The following is a 12233-nucleotide window of genomic DNA, read 5'->3' on the forward strand; positions in this document are numbered from 1 at the left end:
GGGGGTGGGAGCACGCCTGGTCCTCGGCATTGGTGGGGGGGTCCACCCACAAAAAGCACACGGAACCGAACACTTTTTGCCCGGGGCCCCCCCCCCCCCCCCCCGGGACAGCCCGTTCAGAGCCCGTCGAGATCGTCCAGCAGGACGCAGGCCTCGGAGAGCGTCAGGGCGCCGCCGGCGGCGAACGCGGTCCGGTACGCCTCCTCGCCGAGCAGGTCGGCCAGGCCCCGTTCGCAGTGCTCGCGCTCCTCGCGCTCGACGACCGACCCCTGGGCGCCGTGCAACCCCAGGTATGCGCCGAGCAGTTCGGCGCCCCGCACGGCGGCCGGGCGGCTGCCGTCCCGCACCGCCCGCTCGACCAGCACCCCGACCGCCGGCAGCATCAGCATCATGGTCATGTGCTCGGCGAACACGTTGGCCCCGCTCTCCACCGACCGCACCAGCCGGCGCCCCTCGCGCAGCAGCTCGAGCCCGCGCCCCGGCTCGCCCGTCCGGGCCACCACCCAGGCCCGGCAACAGCCCACGATCCCCTGGAAGATCTGCGGCATCACCGGACCGAACGCCCCGTGGCCGAGCTCCAGCCGGTCCAACTCGCCGAGCGCCTCGGCGTACTCGCCACGCCGCGCGTGCAGCGAGCAGAGCACCATCCGGCCGTAGAGCAGCGCACCGTCGCCGACCTGACTGCCCGCGCTCGCCACCTCCATGGCCTCACGGATCAGCCGCTCGCCGGCCTCCCGATCGCTGTCGAACATCGCCTCACCCAGCCGGACCTGGAGCATCGACACCTCCTGCCGCGCGCCGATCTCCCTGGCCAGCTCGATCGCCAGGCCGTAGTACTCGACGGCGCGCGCCGAGTCGCCGCTGCGGGCCGCGTTCTCGCCCCGGGCGGAGAGCGACTCGGACATCCCCCAGCGGTCCCCGGCGCGGGTGAACAGCTCCAGCGCCTCCTCGGTGTCCCGGATCGCCTGCTCCAGACCGCCGGCCCAGTCGTTCAGCAGCCGGGCCCGGATCTGCAGCACGAAGGCGAGGTCGTGCGGCCGGCCGTGCCGGCGGCAGCCCTCCACCGTCTCGTCCAGCAGCGGCCGCATCCGGTCCATCTCACCGGCCAGGAAGGCCGCGAACACCCGCTGCACTATCGGGAACCGGTAGCTCTGCGGCAGGTCCGGGGTGTACATCGCCAGCACCCGGTGCGCGACGCGGCCCACCTCGGGGTCGCCCAGCATCGCCATGTTGCCGGTGAACAGCGAGATCAGCACCTGGAGCTGGAGCTGCCGACGGGCCTCCTCCAGCAGTTCGCGGGCCATCGGCGGCGGCGCGTCCAGCGGGTCCACCAGCAGCGGGGCGGGCCGGGGGGCGTGCTCGTCGAAGGCGTTCGGGCCGAGCGCGGCCACCTCCCCGTACCACTGGCGCGACTCGGTGTGGTAGTCGCGCAGCGACCAGAACCAGCTCATCCCGAGCACCAGGACCAGTGCCTCCTGCTCGTCCCCGGCGTCCACCGCGCGGCGCAGCGCGGCCCGGATGTTGTCCTGCTCGCGCTCCAGCAGCGCGATCAGCTCCAGCTGCCGCGGGCCGTGCAGCTCGCGCGAGGCGGTCCGGGCCAGCTCGCGGAAGTGGTGCAGATGGCGGCGGACCGGCTCGGTCTCCCCCGCCTCGGCGAGCCGCTCGGCGGCGTACTCGTGGATCGTCTCCAGCATCCGGTAGCGCGGCGGGCCCTCCGGGTTGAGGACGGCCACCAGCAGCGACTTGTCGACCAGCGAGAAGAGCGGCTCGGCGACCTCCGCGGCGGCCGGGCCGGCCGGGTCGGCGCAGACCTGGACGGCGTCCTCCAGGGTGCAGCCGCCGGCGAAGACCGACAGCCGGCGCAGCACCGCGCGCTCGCGCTCGTCCAGTAGCTCCCAGCTCCAGTCGACCACCGCGCGCAGCGTCTGCTGGCGCGGCAGCAGGATCCGGCTGCCGCCGGTGAGCAGCGCGAACCGGCCGTCCAGCCGGTCCGCCAGCTGGCGCGGCGTCATGCTGCGCAGCCGGGCGGCGGCCAGCTCGATGGCGAGCGGCAGACCGTCCAGCCGGCGGCAGATCTCCGCACAGGCCGCCGGGTCGTCCGCGGGGTCGAAGCCGGGCCGGGCGGCGGCACCGCGCTCGGCGAGCAGCCGCAGCGCCGTCGGGTCGGGCAGCGGCTCGACCGGCAGTACCGCCTCGCCGGGCACGCCGAGCGGCTCGCGGCTGGTCGCCAGCACGGTCAGCCCCGGGCACTCGCCGAGCAGTCGGTCGGCGAGCGTGGCGGCGGCGTCGACCAGGTGCTCGCAGTTGTCCAGGATCAGCAGCATCCGGCCGCGGCCGCAGCGTTCGACGATCTGCCGCACCGGGTCCTCGGAGCGGCCCTCGACCACCTCGGCCACCGTGGAGTGGTGCAGCACCGTGCCGCGCAGCCCGAGCGCGGAGAGCACCGCGCCGGGGACGGCCGACGGGCTCTCCAGCGGCGCGAGTTCGGCCTGCCAGACGCCGTCCGGGAAGTCCTCGCCGGCCTGTTGCAGGGCGCGGCCGGCCTCCACCGAGAGCCGGGTCTTGCCCGAGCCGCCCGGCCCGGTCAGCGTCACCAGCCGCTCGCCGCCCAGCAGTTGGGAGAGCGTCCGGAGGTCCTGCGAGCGGCCGACGAAGCTGGTCAGCAGCGGCCGCAGATTGCCGACCGAACCGCGCGCCGACGCAACGGAAGTCGCCTCGGGCTCAGCGGATTTCACCGATGGTTCGAGCAACTCCCGGTGCAGTTGCCGCAGTTCGGCACCAGGATCGGCGCCCAGTCGCTCGGCCAGCGCGCGCCGCACGGTCTCGTACCGGCTCAACGCCTCGGCGGTGCGCCCGGTCTGCCGCAACGCGCGGATCCACAGCACGTGCAGCGGCTCGTCCAACGGCCGGTCCGCACAGAGGCCGGCCAGCTCGGCGGCGACCTCGGTGGCCCGGCCGAGCGCCAGGTCGGCGGCGATCCGCCGGCGCTGCGCCTCCGTCCGCTGGGCCTCCAGCCGCACCGCGCTGCCCGCCCGGTCCGGCAGGTCGGCCAACGCCGGCCCACGCCAGAGTGCCAGCGCCGCCCGCAGGTCGCGGGACGCCGGTTCGGCCTCGCCGGCGTCCAGCGCCCGGCCGCCCCGGGCGGCGAGCTCCTGGAACCGGCCGAGGTCGGTCCGCGGCCCGGTCAGCCAGTAGCCGCCGGGGCCGGAGCCGACCTCGTCCCGGCCGATGGTCCGGCGCAACCGGCCGACCAGGGTCTGCAGCGCGGCGGCCGCGTCCTGCGGCGGCTCGGTGTCCCAGACCTCGTCGATCAGCACCTCGGCCGGCACCGGCCGCCCCTCGCGGAGCACCAGCGCGGCGAGCAGCGCGCGCAGTCGGGCGCCGCCGAGCGGGACCGGGGTGCCGTCGTCGTGGTGGGCCGTGGTGGTGCCGAGGATTCCGTAACGCACTGGACCATTCTGCTGGAGGGCGCCCACCCGCGCGGGCGCCGGGTGGAACGCCGGGTGGGAGGGCGGGAGGAACGCCGGGTGGGAGGGCGGGAGGAACACCGCGCGGGAGGAACACCGGCGGGACCGCGGCCGGAACGGCCGCCGGCCGCCCGTCGTTCATCCGTCGTCGCTTGTCCGCGGCGGCCTGCCCGGGCATGATCGGTCGGGTCCGCCCACCGACCCGCCATCGGAGACCCGAACACCATGAGCTTTGCCGACACCCGCCGCAGCAGCGAGGAGCGCCGGATCAGTCCGGTGTTCTGGGTCCTGCTCGGGATACTGGCCGCCTCGGGGTGGGCGGTGTGGACGGGGTACGGCGCGGCCGGCTTCGGCGTCTTCCTCTTCGTGGTGGCCGGCTGGATGATCTCGCTCTGCCTGCACGAGTACGCGCACGCCCGCACCGCGCTGCACGGCGGCGACATCACCGTCGGCGCCAAGGGCTACCTGACGCTCAATCCGCTGCGCTACGCCAACGCGGTGACCAGCTTCGTGCTCCCGGTGATCTTCGTGGTGCTGGGCGGCTTCGGCCTGCCCGGCGGTGCGGTCTTCATCGAGCGCAACCGGATCCAGGGCCGGCTCAAGCACAGCCTGATCTCGGCCGCCGGACCGCTGGTGAACGCCGCCTGCGCGGTACTGCTGCTGGTCCCGGTCGGCGCCGGCTGGCTGGACAACCTGCCGGGCACCACCAGCGTCGGCGACTACCAGGTGAGCGTCTTCCCGGCGGCGCTGGCCTTCCTGGGCTTCCTCCAGGTGAGCGCCACGCTGCTGAACCTGCTACCGGTGCCGGGGCTGGACGGCTACGGGATCATCGAGCCCTGGCTCTCGCTGAAGACCCGGCGCGCGGTCGCGCCGTTCGCGCCGTACGGGATGCTGGCGGTCTTCGTGCTGATCTGGCAGTCGCAGATCAACCAGTGGTTCTTCAACCTGGTCTACGACGTGCTGGGCCTGTTCGGGGTGTCCGGCGGCTACGCGGACCTCGGGCAGTACCTGTTCCGGTTCTGGTCGCACTAGCCCTCGGTGGTACCGGCCGCCCGGGAGAGCCGCTCCTTGCGCAGGTAGAACCAGGCGATGTTGCTGGACACCCCGGCCATCAGCACCCAGACCACGCCGAGCCAGTTGCCCTGCACGAAGGAGACCACCGCGGCGGCCACCGCGAGGACGAAGACGAGCGAGGCGTACAGGGCGTTGCGGGGCATGCTGCCGGCTCCAGGGGTCGGGGGCGTTCGGCAGCCATTCTCGCCGACGGTCCGCGCCCACCCGCAGCAGGGTGTGCCCGGACCGTCCGCGTTGTCACGAGATCTTCACGGCAGCTCACCGTGGGTCACCCACGGTGGTCCCGGGTCACACGTCCGTGATCCGCAGCCCGGCGTGCGCCTTGTACCGGCGGTTGACCGAGATCAGGTTGGCGACCAGTGACTCCACCTGGTGCGCGTTGCGCAGCCGCCCGGCGTAGATCCCGCGCATCCCGGGGATCCGCTCGGCGAGCGCCTGCACCAGGTCGGTGGCGGCGCGGTCGTCGCCGAGCACCATCACGTCGGTGTCGATCCGTGCCACCTCCGGGTCCTGCAGCAGCACCGCGGAGAGGTGGTGGAAGGCCGCGGTGACCCGGCTCTCCGGCAGCAGCGCGGCGGCCTGCTGGGCGGCGCTGCCCTCCTCGGGGACCAGCGCGTAGGCGCCCTGCTTGTCGAAGCCGAGCGGGTTGACGCAGTCCACCACGATCTTGCCGACCAGCTCGGCCCGGATCGCGGCGAGGGTCTCGCCGTGCCCGGCCCACGGCACCGCGACGATCACGATGTCGCTCTCCCGGGCGGCGGTCGCGTTGTCCGCGCCGCGCACGCCGAGGCCGATCTCGGCGGCGGCGGTCTCGGCCCGCTCGGCGTCGCGCGAGCCGATGATGATCTGCTGGCCGGCCTTGGCCAGCCGGTACGCCAGGCCGCGGCCCTGGTCGCCGGTGCCGCCGAGGACACCGACCACCAGCTCCGAGATGTCGGGGCGCGGGTCGGCCGGGTTCGCTGAATCGAGGGAAGTCATACCCGAGATCCTGCCAAAGCCCGCGGCCCGGCTCCATCCTGCGGGGATGGACGCGATGAAAGTCTCCGCACTGCGCGAGGCACTGGCGGGCTCCGAACTGCTCCGGACCACCCGCGCCTTCGCCGGCTCGCTGCGCGGCTCGGTCACCCGGCGCTCGGCCCGCGGCCTGCTGCTGGTCGGCACCGCCGCGCACGAGCCCTGGCACCTGGCCGCCCACCTGGACGACGAGGCCGCCTGGTCGGGCGTGCCGGAGCTGGCGCCGGCCCTGATCCGGCACCGGGTGCCGGTCGACGCGCCGGCCCACCTGCGGCACGGGCTGCCGCGGCTGGCCGACGCGGGTCGCGGCGAGACGGTGCTGGTGGTGGCCCCGGACCGGGCCGGCGACGGGCTGCTGGAACGGGTCGCGGACGCCCGCCGGGGCGGGGCCACCGTGCTGGCGCTGGAGACCGGGGACCGCGAACTGGTCGGGCTCGCGCACGAGAGCCTGACCGTGCCGGCCGTCGACGAGTCAGGCTTCGACCTGGTGCAGCACCTGGTCAGCTCGGCGGCCGCCGAACCGCGCCGCGCGGAGTCCCGGCTGGCCAGGCTGCTGCGGCAGTTCACCGTGGAGCCGGTCAGCCGCTGGTGAACCGCGGGTGCGCGGGCAGACGGTGGAGCCGGCGGAAAACCCGTTGCCCGGCCCGCCCGGCGGCTCGGATGATGGCCCGCGATGAACGACGAACCTCCCCATCCCCGCTCCCTGCTGCGCCGGCTGCGGCCCGACCTCACCCCCTGGCGCGCCTCGCGGGACTTCCGGCTGCTCTGGGGCTCCGGCTGCGTCTCCAGCTTCGGCACCTTCCTGACCTACGTCGCGGTGCCGCTCCAGCTCAAGGACCTCACCGGCTCCTACCTGGCGGTCGGCCTGATCGGCGCGGTCGAGCTGCTGCCGCTGATCGTCTTCGGATTGTGGGGCGGCGCGCTGGCCGACGCGCTGGACCGGCGCCGGCTGGTGCTCGCCGCGGAGGCCGGCCTGGGCCTGCTCTCCGCCCTGCTGCTGCTCAACGCACTGCTGCCGCACCCCCTGGTCTGGCCCATCTACCTGGTCACCGCGCTGGTCGCGGCGGTGGACGGGCTGCAGCGACCGGCCCTGGACACGCTGACCCCGCGGATCGTGGAGCACGACCAGCTCCCGGCGGCCTTCTCGCTGCTCTCCCTCTACCGCAGTACGGCCTCGGTGCTCGGGCCGGCGCTGGCCGGGGTGATCGTGGCGTTCGCCGGGGTGCAGACCGCCTACGGACTGGACGTGCTCTCGTTCGCCGTCTCGCTGCTGCTGCTCGCCCGGATGCGGGCGGTGCCGCCGGCCAGTGGCGCGGTCAAGCCCTCGGTGGCGGCGATCGCGGCCGGCGTGCGCTACGCCTGGAGCCGCCCGGAGCTGCTGGGCACCTACGCGGTGGACATCGTGGCGATGCTCTTCGCCTACCCCGTCGCGCTCTTCCCGTTCCTGGCCGACCAGTTGCACGCGCACTGGGCGCTCGGCCTGCTCTACGGCGCGCCCGCGCTCGGCGGGCTGGTGGTCTCGGCCACCAGCGGCTGGGCCGGCGGGGTGCGCCGGCACGGCCGGCTGGTGGTCGCGGCGGCGCTCGGCTGGGGGTTGGCGATGACGGCGGCCGGGCTGGTCGGCGACGTCTGGCTGGTCCTCCTCTTCCTCGCGGTCGCGGGCGGCGCGGACATGGTGAGCGGGATGGGCCGTTCCACCATCTGGAACCAGTCCATCCCGGACGAGCTGCGCGGCCGGCTGGCCGGCGTCGAGCTGCTCAGCTACTCGGTCGGCCCGCAGCTGGGCCAGGTCCGGGCGGGCGGCCTGGCCGGGGTGGCCGGGGTGCGCGGCTCGATCTGGCTGGGCGGGCTGGCCTGCGTCGGCGGGGTGCTCGCGCTGGCCGTGGGGCTGCCGAAGCTGCTGGCCTACGACGCCCGGACGGACCCGCACGTGGCGGCGGTCCGGGCGCAGCGCGAGCGCGAGCCGGCGGCGGCCTGAACGGGAGTCACGTCACCCCGCGTCGGGTTTGGGGCCGTCGTCGTCGCGCCAGCGTGGGTCGTTGGCCCACTCGCGGTTGCGCTCGGCGGCGATCTCCAGCGCCTGGGCGGCGGCCTCGGGCGACTCGTACGGGCCGAGCCGGTCCTTGGCCGGGCACTCCGGGCCCTCCTCCACCTTGTTGTGCTTGACGCAGTAGAACCACTCGCCCGGCTGACCGGTGGGCTTGCGGTGGAATCCCAGGGGCATCAGCAGTCTCCTTCTCACTTGTCGGGATCATTCCCGACCCCGCCTTCGCACACACAGCCGGGGCCCGGACCGGCCGGGCCGCTAGACTCCCCGCCATGGCTCTCCTCGTTCCCGGCACCCAGTCCCCCACGCGCAAGGTTCCGGCGCACATCGCCCGGCCGGAGTATGTCGGCAAGCCGGCACCGACCCCTTACACCGGGCCCGAGGTGCAGTCGGCCGAGACCGTCGAGAAGATGCGGATCGCCAGCCGGATCGCGGCCCGGGCGATGGCGGCGGCGGCCGAGCTGATCGCGCCCGGCGTCACCACCGACGCGCTGGACGCGGTGGCGCACGAGTACATGTGCGACCACGGCGCGTACCCGTCCGACCTCGGCTACCGGGGCTTCCCCAAGTCGATCTGCACCTCCGTCAACGAGGTGATCTGCCACGGGATCCCCGACTCGACGGTGCTCCAGGACGGCGACATCGTCAACATCGACGCCACCGCGTACATCCACGGGGTGCACGGCGACCTCAACGCCACCTACCTGGTCGGCGAGGTGGACGAGGAGTCCCGGCTGCTGGTCGAGCGCACCCGGGAGTCACTCAACCGGGCGATCAAGGCGGTCAAGCCGGGCCGGCAGATCAACGTGATCGGCCGGGTGATCGAGTCCTACGCCAAGCGCTTCGGCTACGGCGTGGTGCGCGACTTCACCGGGCACGGGATCAACACCTCGTTCCACTCCGGCCTGGTCATCCCGCACTACGACAGCGACCGGGCCACCGAGGTGATCAAGCCCGGGATGACCTTCACCATCGAGCCGATGCTCACCCTCGGCAGCTACGACTACGACATCTGGCCGGACGGCTGGACGGTGGTCACCAAGGACCGCAAGCGGACGGCGCAGTTCGAGCACACCCTGCTGGTCACGGCCGACGGCGCGGAGATCCTCACCCTGCCGTGACCGCGGCCATCCGTACGGTCACCCGATCAGCCACTGCTCCTCGGCGACCGCGCCGACCTCGGTGCAGGCGTCGGTCAGCACGTCCAGTACCCGCAGCGGGTCGGGCAGCGGCTGGTCGGGCCCGCAGATCCAGCGCACCCGCGAGCCGTCCGGCAGGGCGGCCGGCGGGAGCAGGGTGTACGAGCCGCGGCAGTGCCAGCGCAGCCCGGGGTGCTCGGAGACGTTGTCCGGATGGGTGTCCAGCTCGCTGGACCACCACTCGTCCTCGTCGGCCGGGGTGCCGCGGGTGGTGGTGAAGAAGAGGTAGCGCTCCTCGCCGACCGCGGCCACCGGGCCGCCGACCCCGCGCTCGGTCAGCCGCTCCAGGGCCAGCCGGCCGGCCTCGGCGGGGACGTCCAGCACGTCGTGGGCCCGGCCGGTGGCGGTGACGAAGTTGGCCTGCGGGTCGCGGGCGAGCCAGCGGGCGAGCTGCTCGCCGTCGGTGGTGGCCTGCGACTGCCAGGCGAAGGAGACCGGGTGCTGCCCCGGCGCGGGACAGCCGACCCGGTCACAGGAGCAGCGGTAGCCGGCCGGATACGCGGCGGGCGCCAACGGGAAACCGGCCCGCACCGCGGCGAGCAGCAGCTCCAGCCGGGCGGCCGGGGAGGGAACGGCACCGGCGGCGGCCGGGCCGGTGCGCTGCCGATCGCGTCGCTGCCACCACGTCGTCCACCTGCTGCTGGCTTCCATCGGGCCCCTTCCGCACCTGCCGTGCCTGGTGTGACACAGCGTTCGACGCACTACCGGACGCAACGCCCGGCGTCACCCGCTGCTTCCCGAGGGGTGCCCGGTGGACCGGCCGGAGCGGCCGGCACCGGATGTCGCCGGGCGACCGGCGCCTTGGTCCGCGGCACGGAGTGCGAGAGTCGGAAAGCTCGGCGGGCGGGCGCAGCGCGATGCGCGCCACCCGACCCGTACGGGCCGCTGACCCGGGTGAGGCCCGGGGGGCGTACAGAGCAGGATAAGGGAGCACGAGGGTCCTCCGGACCCGGGGGTTGCGGCCGAGCGGCCGGCGTACGCGGCGCCGGTCACCTCGTGGTTGTGCGCCGGTCGCACGCTGGTGGCGTGGCGGGCGCGGATCGGTCGGGTGCGGACCGACCTCCGGGGTCGGGCGACCCTCGCGGCCGACTTTTGGCGCAGGCCTGGCCGGGTGCGAAGCTGGTCGGGTGAAGAGTGCGGAGACCGAGTTCATCGGCGGGCCACTGGACGGGCAGATCCTGCCGATCCTGCTGAGCCCCTTCAACGGCGTGCCGAAGGTGTACAAGGTGCCGGTCCCGGCGCACGGCGACGAGCCGGCCCGGACGCTGGTCTACACCCGGGCCAGGGCGTTCGACTCCAAGGGCCGGGCCCGCTGGCAGTACACCTACCAGCCGTAGCCCGGCACCCCCGTCCCCCGGTGGTCCCCCGCCGAGGGGTCACCCCTCCTCGGCGAGGATCAGGTACAGCTTCTTGCGGGCCTCGGTGAGGACGGCCAGCCCCTTGGCCCGCTGCTCCTCGGTACCGGTGCCCATGACCTGCCGGACCGCGTGCTCCACGGCCGACAGCGCCTGGCGCGCCTCCTGCACCTTCTCCCAGTCCACCCCCCGACCGGTCTCCAGCCAGGGCTCCGCCGAGCCCGCCTCGGCCTCGGCCCGGCCCGCCTCGGTCAGCGTGAAGAGCCGCTTGCCGCCACCCTCCTGAGCCTGGATCAGGCCTTCCTCCTCCAGCAGTTGGAGGGTCGGGTAGACCGAACCCGGGCTGGGCCGCCAGGCGCCCGCGGTCCGCTCACCGATCTCGGTGATCATCTCGTAGCCGTGCATCGGCCGCTCCTTGAGCAGCGCCAGCAGCGAGGCCCGGACGTCGCCACGCCGGGCCCGCCCACCACCGTGCCGCCCACGCCCACGGCCGCCGTGCCCATGGAACGGCCCACCGAACGGGCCGCCGAAGGCCCCGCCCCCGAACGGGCCGCCGAACGGCCCACCGGGCGGCCCGAACGCCGGCCGCCCCTCCGGAAACTCCCCGGGCATCCCCGGGAGCCCCTCGAACCCGGGACCACGCCCGCGCCCCGCCCCACGCCGACGGCCACGCCGGCCGAACTCCGAATCCATGCCGCGCATGATGCGCACCACCTCTCGTCGTACTGTCTCGATAACTCGACGATATATCGGTGACTGTCGCCCGTCAACGCCTCTCGAGCCATCGCGTCCCGTGTGTCCTCTGCCACTGAACCTTGACTGGTTGCCACCCAATCTTGACCAACGCCGGTTTGTGACAGCGAAGTTTGATCGCCACAGGTCAGCGGCCTTATCAGGGCGACGGCTCGGCACTGAGCACTGCTCGACGTCGCCGTCCCGGCTCCCCTGGGGGCGTTGCTGCGGTTACGGCGCCCTGGCCGCGCTGCTGGCTGCTCGTCCGGCCCGCTGTCCAGGCCGTGGCCCTGCCCGCCATCGGCGCCGGGCGTGAGACCAGGGCCTTCTTGGCGGCTCGGCGGGTTTCTACGCCGATGAGCGTTCAAGGAGGCCCTGTTGTCCCGGTCTCGCGTGGCTTCCGCCAGTCACGGGCCGATCGAGCGGGGCCGGTAGCGCCCAGGTGAGGACCAGCCTCAGGGCGAGGAAGCGCAGATGAGGCCGCAGGCGCTGACGGACAGTTCCTGATGCTGTACCGACTCCACCTCCCAGGGCCCCCAGGGGTTGGAGACGACGGACGACTGTTCCTGTTGCTGCTCCACCTGGACGGAGGACCCGGTAGGGAAGCAGGTGCTGGGAGGGCAGAAGGTGACGGACTGTTCCTGTTGCTGCCCGATGATGATTTCGCGTCCGGGGGTGGGCTGCTGCCTGTGGTGGGTGGTGTCGGCGGTGGCGTGATGGTTGGGGGCTGCGTGGGCCGTGGTGGCACCGGCTGCCCCGGTGATGGCTAGGGCGGCGGACGCGAGTACCGCGCCGAGGATCGGCTGAACGCGCATGGAGACTCCCTGCGGTCGGTGATGAAGGTGGATGAGGCGATGCGATCACGGGCCGTGTCGGGTGGCTCGGCGGGTTGGTCCGAACGGCCGCCGGCCCCGGGCCGGCCGGCACCGTAGGGTCATGGGCTGGCCCCGGGCCGTTGCTGCGCCCCGGGATGGCGCCCGCCCGCCCACTGTTACAAACCGGCGTTGGTCAAGGTTGGGTGGCAACCGGTCAAGGTTCAGTGGCAGGGGACACCGTGCCTTCGAAGGTGGCCGGTGCGACGAGTCGGGTGGGTCGTGGCGGGAACCGGCCGGCGCGTACGACGACGCTCGCCGGCACACGACGGGCCCGCGCCGACAGGGGGCACACGACCTCGACCGGCTGACCGCGGGCACCTGGGACCTGGTCGGGCGGCCGTCGGCAACGACCGAAAAGCCCGGGGGTGGGGGGGGGGGGGGGGGGGGGGGGGGGGCGGGAGGGGGGGGGGGGGGGGGGGGGGGGGGGGGGGGGGTGTGGGTGGGGGGGGGGGGGGGGGGGGGGAGGGGGA

General features: G+C 74.0%; 12 protein-coding genes. 5 read left to right on the forward strand and 7 right to left on the reverse strand.

Translation table 11 applies throughout. The features are described from left to right. Positions 1-116 precede the first annotated feature (116 nt). Entirely contained in the window at positions 117-3449 is a 3333-nt protein-coding gene (locus ACZ38L_RS14165; protein ID WP_465692577.1) for a BTAD domain-containing putative transcriptional regulator, read from the reverse strand. Positions 3450-3692: 243 nt separating this feature from the next. On the opposite strand from ACZ38L_RS14165, the gene ACZ38L_RS14170 reads away from it, so the two are divergent. Continuing rightward, the gene (locus ACZ38L_RS14170) at positions 3693-4499 is read left to right on the forward strand and encodes a site-2 protease family protein (RefSeq protein ID WP_396561815.1); all 807 of its coding nucleotides are present in this window, start codon (positions 3693-3695) and stop codon (positions 4497-4499) included. Here ACZ38L_RS14170 and ACZ38L_RS14175 read toward each other — a convergent pair. Both ACZ38L_RS14175 and npdG read right to left on the reverse strand, forming a co-directional pair. Further along, complete coding sequence (locus ACZ38L_RS14175) at positions 4496-4684, reverse strand: hypothetical protein (RefSeq protein WP_465692580.1); 189 nt, start codon at positions 4682-4684, stop codon at positions 4496-4498. The genes ACZ38L_RS14170 and ACZ38L_RS14175 overlap by 4 nt on opposite strands. Positions 4685-4829: 145 nt before the next feature. Continuing rightward, entirely contained in the window at positions 4830-5519 is a 690-nt protein-coding gene (gene npdG / locus ACZ38L_RS14180; protein ID WP_465692582.1) for an NADPH-dependent F420 reductase, read from the reverse strand. 46 nt (positions 5520-5565) lie between these two features. On the opposite strand from npdG, the gene ACZ38L_RS14185 reads away from it, so the two are divergent. After that, a complete protein-coding gene (locus ACZ38L_RS14185; RefSeq protein ID WP_465692584.1) occupies positions 5566-6147 on the forward strand; it encodes a hypothetical protein in 582 nt (193 codons plus the stop codon). 81 nt (positions 6148-6228) lie between these two features. Beyond that, positions 6229-7533 carry an MFS transporter gene (locus ACZ38L_RS14190; RefSeq protein ID WP_465692586.1) on the forward strand — a complete coding sequence of 435 codons (1305 nt, stop codon included), beginning with the start codon at positions 6229-6231 and terminating at the stop codon, positions 7531-7533. 12 nt (positions 7534-7545) lie between these two features. Here ACZ38L_RS14190 and ACZ38L_RS14195 read toward each other — a convergent pair whose 3' ends face one another. Further along, positions 7546-7779 carry a hypothetical protein gene (locus tag ACZ38L_RS14195; RefSeq protein WP_396561825.1) on the reverse strand — a complete coding sequence of 78 codons (234 nt, stop codon included), beginning with the start codon at positions 7777-7779 and terminating at the stop codon, positions 7546-7548. 95 nt (positions 7780-7874) lie between these two features. Here ACZ38L_RS14195 and map point away from each other — a divergent pair, with 95 nt between their 5' ends. Then, positions 7875-8723, forward strand: coding sequence for a type I methionyl aminopeptidase (gene map / locus ACZ38L_RS14200; protein WP_465692589.1), 849 nt, complete (start codon positions 7875-7877; stop codon positions 8721-8723). Between the two features lie 18 nt (positions 8724-8741). Here map and ACZ38L_RS14205 read toward each other — a convergent pair whose 3' ends face one another. Further along, positions 8742-9452: a bifunctional DNA primase/polymerase gene (locus ACZ38L_RS14205; RefSeq protein WP_465692591.1), complete on the reverse strand. Its 711-nt coding sequence runs from the start codon at positions 9450-9452 to the stop codon at positions 8742-8744. Positions 9453-9928: 476 nt separating this feature from the next. Here ACZ38L_RS14205 and ACZ38L_RS14210 point away from each other — a divergent pair, with 476 nt between their 5' ends. Beyond that, a complete protein-coding gene (locus tag ACZ38L_RS14210; protein ID WP_465692593.1) occupies positions 9929-10138 on the forward strand; it encodes a hypothetical protein in 210 nt (69 codons plus the stop codon). Between the two features lie 39 nt (positions 10139-10177). Here ACZ38L_RS14210 and ACZ38L_RS14215 read toward each other — a convergent pair whose 3' ends face one another. Both ACZ38L_RS14215 and ACZ38L_RS14220 read right to left on the reverse strand, forming a co-directional pair. After that, on the reverse strand, positions 10178-10858 hold the full coding sequence (locus ACZ38L_RS14215) for a PadR family transcriptional regulator (protein ID WP_465692594.1): 681 nt from the start codon (positions 10856-10858) through the stop codon (positions 10178-10180). 485 nt (positions 10859-11343) lie between these two features. Beyond that, entirely contained in the window at positions 11344-11703 is a 360-nt protein-coding gene (locus ACZ38L_RS14220) for a hypothetical protein (RefSeq protein ID WP_465692596.1), read from the reverse strand. Positions 11704-12233 lie beyond the last annotated feature (530 nt).

The sequence above is a fragment of the Kitasatospora sp. NPDC024654 genome, assembly GCF_055559155.1.

Excerpts from the sequence above, each read along its gene's own strand:
- ACZ38L_RS14220 (WP_465692596.1), bottom strand. The coding sequence starts at position 11,703 with ATGCGCGTTCAGCCGATCCTCGGCGCGGTACTCGCGTCCGCCGCCCTA.
- npdG (WP_465692582.1), bottom strand. The coding sequence starts at position 5,519 with ATGACTTCCCTCGATTCAGCGAACCCGGCCGACCCGCGCCCCGACATC.
- ACZ38L_RS14205 (WP_465692591.1), bottom strand. The coding sequence starts at position 9,452 with ATGGAAGCCAGCAGCAGGTGGACGACGTGGTGGCAGCGACGCGATCGG.
- ACZ38L_RS14195 (WP_396561825.1), bottom strand. The coding sequence starts at position 7,779 with ATGCCCCTGGGATTCCACCGCAAGCCCACCGGTCAGCCGGGCGAGTGG.
- ACZ38L_RS14215 (WP_465692594.1), bottom strand. The coding sequence starts at position 10,858 with ATGCGCGGCATGGATTCGGAGTTCGGCCGGCGTGGCCGTCGGCGTGGG.
- ACZ38L_RS14175 (WP_465692580.1), bottom strand. The coding sequence starts at position 4,684 with ATGCCCCGCAACGCCCTGTACGCCTCGCTCGTCTTCGTCCTCGCGGTG.
- map (WP_465692589.1), top strand. The coding sequence starts at position 7,875 with ATGGCTCTCCTCGTTCCCGGCACCCAGTCCCCCACGCGCAAGGTTCCG.
- ACZ38L_RS14170 (WP_396561815.1), top strand. The coding sequence starts at position 3,693 with ATGAGCTTTGCCGACACCCGCCGCAGCAGCGAGGAGCGCCGGATCAGT.
- ACZ38L_RS14190 (WP_465692586.1), top strand. The coding sequence starts at position 6,229 with ATGAACGACGAACCTCCCCATCCCCGCTCCCTGCTGCGCCGGCTGCGG.
- ACZ38L_RS14185 (WP_465692584.1), top strand. The coding sequence starts at position 5,566 with ATGGACGCGATGAAAGTCTCCGCACTGCGCGAGGCACTGGCGGGCTCC.